Source organism: Methylobacterium sp. WL103 (assembly GCF_008039885.1).
Taxonomy (GTDB): Bacteria; Pseudomonadota; Alphaproteobacteria; order Rhizobiales; family Beijerinckiaceae; genus Methylobacterium; species Methylobacterium cerastii.
In genome coordinates, this window is record NZ_VRUX01000328.1 from 1 (window position 1) to 4841 (window position 4841).

5 protein-coding genes and 1 pseudogene are annotated in these 4841 nt (G+C 70.4%); 5 read left to right on the top strand and 1 reads right to left on the bottom strand.

Annotation, left to right across the window (positions count from 1 at the left end; genetic code table 11):
* A partial coding sequence (locus FV222_RS17515; protein WP_187277367.1) for an NAD(P)-binding domain-containing protein occupies window positions 1-156 on the bottom strand: 156 nt, incomplete at its 3' end.
* 238 nt (window positions 157-394) lie between these two features.
* On the opposite strand from FV222_RS17515, the gene FV222_RS17520 reads away from it, so the two are divergent.
* The 5 genes and pseudogenes from FV222_RS17520 to FV222_RS17540 all read left to right on the top strand — a co-directional run.
* A complete protein-coding gene (locus FV222_RS17520; protein WP_147815284.1) occupies window positions 395-2452 on the top strand; it encodes a carbon starvation CstA family protein in 2058 nt (685 codons plus the stop codon).
* A 4-nt stretch (window positions 2453-2456) separates the two neighbouring features.
* Window positions 2457-2681 (top strand): YbdD/YjiX family protein, encoded by a 225-nt coding sequence (locus tag FV222_RS17525; RefSeq protein ID WP_147753324.1) that lies wholly within the window; start codon window positions 2457-2459, stop codon window positions 2679-2681.
* Between the two features lie 112 nt (window positions 2682-2793).
* Window positions 2794-3228, top strand: coding sequence for a tellurite resistance TerB family protein (locus FV222_RS17530; protein WP_147753323.1), 435 nt, complete (start codon window positions 2794-2796; stop codon window positions 3226-3228).
* A gap of 34 nt (window positions 3229-3262) precedes the next feature.
* Window positions 3263-4531 (top strand): DUF898 family protein, encoded by a 1269-nt coding sequence (locus tag FV222_RS17535; RefSeq protein ID WP_147761518.1) that lies wholly within the window; start codon window positions 3263-3265, stop codon window positions 4529-4531.
* Window positions 4531-4841 (top strand): annotated as a pseudogene (locus tag FV222_RS17540) (peptidase M48); the annotation flags it as partial. The gene FV222_RS17535 and the pseudogene FV222_RS17540, both read left to right, overlap by 1 nt.

Here is a 4841-nt window from a genome sequence, read left to right on the forward strand (position 1 = left end):
GGGCGTCGGCGCGTGCGCGCCGCCGTTGGCCGCCACCCACGCCTCCGCCTTGGCGGCGGTGCGGTTGTAGACGGTGACCGAATGGCCCTTCTTGGCCAGATGCCCGGCCATCGGGGCGCCCATGACGCCGAGCCCCAGGAACGCGACCTTCGCCATCATCCGTCTCCGTTTCGTGTCGTGCGGTTTCGTGTGGTGCAGTTTCGTGTGGTGTGTGTGCGGTCTAGGTATCGCGCGTCGCAGCGTCAAACGATGAGCGCACAGGTGGTGCGACGCGTCGCGACAACGCGGCGCGGGTGTCGACTCGACCGAGGGAGGGGGATTTTCCTCGCTCGAAAAGTACGGCATCACCGCGCATGATCGTCGGCCGTTCAGAGCCGGCTTCGGGAGCGGAACGATGGGCGCGATCGGTAGGCACGGCCCCTGGGCCCTGGTCGGAGCGTTGGGGGCGGCGGCGCTCGCCATCGTCGCCGTCGAGCGCGGCGAGGCGGTGAACGCCCTCTGGCTCGTCGTCGCGGCGATCTGCGTCTACCTCATCGCCTACCGCTACTACGCGCTGTTCATCGCCGAGAAGGTGATGCGCCTCGACGCGAAGCGCGAGACGCCGGCCGTCCGCCACAACGACGGGCTCGACTACGTCCCGACCAACAAGAGCGTGCTGTTCGGCCACCACTTCGCGGCGATCGCCGGCGCCGGCCCCCTCGTCGGCCCGGTGCTCGCGGCGCAGATGGGCTACCTGCCGGGGCTGCTCTGGATCCTCGCTGGCGTCGTGCTCGCCGGCGCGGTGCAGGACTTCCTGGTCCTGTTCGTGTCGATGCGCCGCGACGGCCGCTCGCTCGGCGAGCTGATCCGCACCGAGCTCGGCACCATCCCGGGCGTCATCGCGCTGCTCGGCACCTTCCTGATCATGGTGATCCTGCTCGCCGTGCTGGCGCTCATCGTCGTCAAGGCGCTGGCGGAGAGCCCGTGGGGCACCTTCACCGTGATGTCGACGATCCCGATCGCGATGCTGATGGGCGTATACACCCGCACCATCCGCCCCGGCCGGATCGGCGAGGTCTCGATCCTCGGCTTCGTCCTGCTGATGGCGGCGATCTTCGGCGGCGGCGCGATCGCCGACAGCCCGGTCTGGGGCCCGGCCTTCACCTTCACCGGCACGCAGCTCTGCTGGATGCTGATCGGCTACGGCTTCGTCGCCTCGATCCTGCCGGTCTGGCTGCTGCTCGCCCCGCGCGACTACCTCTCGACCTTCCTCAAGATCGGGACCATCGCGGGCCTCGCGCTGGGCATCGCCTTCGTCGCCCCGCACATGCAGATGCCGGCGGTGACGAAGTTCGTGGACGGCACCGGTCCGGTCTGGGCCGGCCAGCTCTTCCCGTTCCTGTTCATCACCATCGCCTGCGGCTCGGTCTCGGGCTTCCACGCCCTGATCGCGTCGGGCACCACGCCGAAGCTGATCGCCAGCGAGGCCGACGCGCGCTTCATCGGCTACGGCGGCATGCTGATGGAGAGCTTCGTCGCGGTGATGGCGCTGGTCTCGGCCACGGTCATCGACCCGGGCGTGTACTTCACCATGAATTCGCCGGTGGCGCTCCTCGGCACGACGCCGGAGACGGCGGCCGCCGCGGTGACCAAGCTCGGCTTCGCGACGACGCCGGAGGTCATCGTCCAGACCGCCAAGGACGTCGGCGAGCACACCATCATCGCACGCGCCGGCGGCGCGCCGACGCTGGCCGTCGGCATGGCGCACATCATCTCCAGCGCCGTCGGCGGCAAGGGCATGATGGCGTTCTGGTACCACTTCGCCATCCTGTTCGAGGCGCTGTTCATCCTCACCGCGGTCGACGCCGGGACGCGCGCGTGCCGCTTCATGGTGCAGGACCTCGTCGGCCTCGCGGTGCCGGCGTTCAAGCAGACCAACGCCTGGGTTCCGAGCATCCTGGCCACCGCCATCGCGGTCGGCGCCTGGGGCTATTTCCTTTACCAGGGCGTCACCGACCCGCTCGGCGGCATCAACACCCTGTGGCCGCTGTTCGGCATCTCGAACCAGATGCTGGCCGCCGTCGCGCTGACGCTCTGCACGGTGGTGATCTTCAAGATGAAGCGCGAGCGCTACGCGTTCGTGACGATCATCCCGACCGCGTGGCTGTGCATCTGCACCCTCACCGCCGGCTGGCAGAAGATCTTCTCCGCCGACCCGAAGATCGGCTTCCTCGCCCACGCCGAGCGCTACGCGGGCGCGATCGCAGAGGGCAAGGTGCTGGCACCGGCCAAGGACCTCGGCCAGATGAGCCAGATCGTGTTGAACGACCGGATCGACACGGTGCTGGCCGCCCTGTTCATCGGCCTCGTCGTGGCGATCGCCGGCTTCGGCATCGCCGCCTGCCTGAAGGCGCTCCGCTCCGACCGCTGGACCGCGATCGAGACCGAAGCCCGCATCGTCGCGGCGGAGTAGGCCGGTGGACGCCGCCTCGCAGAGCCTGCGCGACCGCTGGAAGGCATTGTCGAAATGCGTCTGCGACGGGGCGCGGCTGATGGTCGGGCAGGGCGACTACGCGGCCTACGCCGCGCACGTCGCCCGCACCCATCCCGACCAGGCGCCGATGAGCGAGGTCGAGTTCTTCCGCCATCGGGAGAACGCCCGCTTCGGCGTCGGCAACACCAGCGGGTTCCGCTGCTGTTGACCGTGCGGTGCGTTCGAAGATCGATCGATCGAGGATGCGGCCCGGTCGCGGGACGTAAAACGCTTGACTTGGAGGGGGCGTTTCCCGTGAGTCGGGCGAACGCGAGGTAGGCATGAGCATCTTCCAGGACGCCATTCTGCGGTTCGGCCGGACGATCATGTCCTATGCCGGCGACGGCCTGTTCCTGCAGGCCGCGGTCTCGGCCGCCGCCAACGTGACGATCGCCGACGGCGACGTCGACGAGGAGGAGGTCGAGTCGGCGATCTCGGGGATGCGGGCCAACCCGATCCTCCAGAAGTCGTACGACACGCTGCGGATCGAGCAGGAGCTCTACGAGGGCATCGCCCGCGCCAAGACGCGGGCCGGGCGGATCGAGAACCTGCGTCACGTCGCGGCCGTCGCCGACCGGCCGCTCGACCAGCGCCAGGACATCTTCCTGATCGCCGCCGACGTCGCCGACTTCGGCGGCATCAGCGAGGTCGAGCACAAGGCCCTCGACGAGATCGCCGCCGCCCTCCAGGTCGAGAAGTCCGCGCTGCTGCGCTGACCGCGCGTCCACCGCAGGCTGAGGAGGGGGACCGATGCCGCGCACCGGGGAGATCGCGTTCGACTCACGGCTCCGCGGCCTCACCGGGCTCGCGGTGATCGGGTTCCTGCTCTCGCTCGTCACCTTCGGCATCTACCGCTTCTGGTACATGACCGACCTGCGGCGCTTCTTCTGGAGCCGAACCGTCGTCGACGGCAGCCCGGCGGAATATACCGGCACCGGGCGCGAGCTCTTCCTCGGCTTCCTCGTGGCGCTCGCGCTGCTGATCGTGATCTATGTCGGCCTGTTCGGCCTCGCCGTCGCCCTGCCGGCGCTGGCGCCGTACTCGGCGATCCTCTCCTTCGTGCTGCTGTTCCTGGTCGGGCAGTTCGCGATCTATCGCGGCCGGCGCTATCGGGCGATGCGCACCCTGTGGCGCGGCATCCGCCTCGGCCAGGACGGATCGGGCCTCGTCTACGCCGCGCGCGCCGCCCTGTGGTGGACGCTGACGCTCGCGACGCTGGGCCTCGCCTACCCGTTCATGCGCGCCAGCCTCGAACGCTACCGCATCGGCCACACCCGGGTCGGCACGAGCCGGATGGCGTCTGATGCGCGCGGGCGCTCGCTCGTCGGGCCGTGGCTGCTGTTCTACGCGGTGGCGTTCGGGCCGGTGCTCGCCGTGCTGCTGGCGCTGCTCGCCGCCAACGACTTCACCCTGCCGACCGACCTGATCCTGCCCAAGCCCGGCGGCAAGGCCGGCGACCTCATCCTCAACCCGGCCTATCGCGGCAGCCGCGTCGCGACCCTCGGGATCGCGCTCGGCGTCACGGCCGGGTGCTGCCTTCCGCTCGCGCTCCTGCTGGTTCCGCTCTACCGCGCGCGCGAAGCCAAGGTGTTCATGAACGCCGCGAGTCTGAACGCCGCAAGCCTGGGCCCGGTCCGCCTCGTCTCGACCCTTCGGGCGCGGCAGTTCTACTGGCCCTACCTCGTCTACGCGCTGTCGCTCCTCGGATTCGTCGCGGTGGTCGGGCTGATCGCGCTCCTCGCCGGTCTCGCAGCGCGGGCCGCCGGCGGCGACGGCTTCGCCTGGGCGGCGGCGCTCGGCGGCGGCCTGCTCTATCTCGGCGGCGCGCTCTCCTTCGCGGTGCTGCACGTGCTCATCGTCCAGGCCCGACTTTGGGCCGCGGTCGCGACCACGACCCACATCGCCGACGCGGACGGCCTGAACCGGATCCTGGCGGCGACGCACGGGCCGGGCAGCGGCCTCAACGAAGGCCTCGCCGACGCGCTCGACGTGGGCGGCGCGCTGCAGATCGGGTTCTGATGCCGTCGAGCACCGCTTCCGGCCGCTGGTTCGACGGCCGGAGCGCCGCGCCGCACGACGTGACCCTGCGCCTCGGCGACCGCCTCGAGATCACCGGGCCGGGCGTGCACCGCGACTGGAACCTCGACGACCTGAGGGCGCGCGAGGCGCAGGCGCCGCTCCTGCGCCTCGGGATCGCGGGCGATCCCGGGCAGGTCGAGGTGGTAGACGCGACGTTCGCCGCGATCCTCGCAATCCGCTGCCCCGACCTGCGCAAGCGCGCCGACACGGCCGGCGGCACCTGGCGCCTCGTCGTCGGGTCGCTGGCGGC

Excerpts from the sequence above, each read along its gene's own strand:
- FV222_RS17520 (WP_147815284.1), top strand. The coding sequence starts at position 395 with ATGGGCGCGATCGGTAGGCACGGCCCCTGGGCCCTGGTCGGAGCGTTG.
- FV222_RS17530 (WP_147753323.1), top strand. The coding sequence starts at position 2,794 with ATGAGCATCTTCCAGGACGCCATTCTGCGGTTCGGCCGGACGATCATG.
- FV222_RS17535 (WP_147761518.1), top strand. The coding sequence starts at position 3,263 with ATGCCGCGCACCGGGGAGATCGCGTTCGACTCACGGCTCCGCGGCCTC.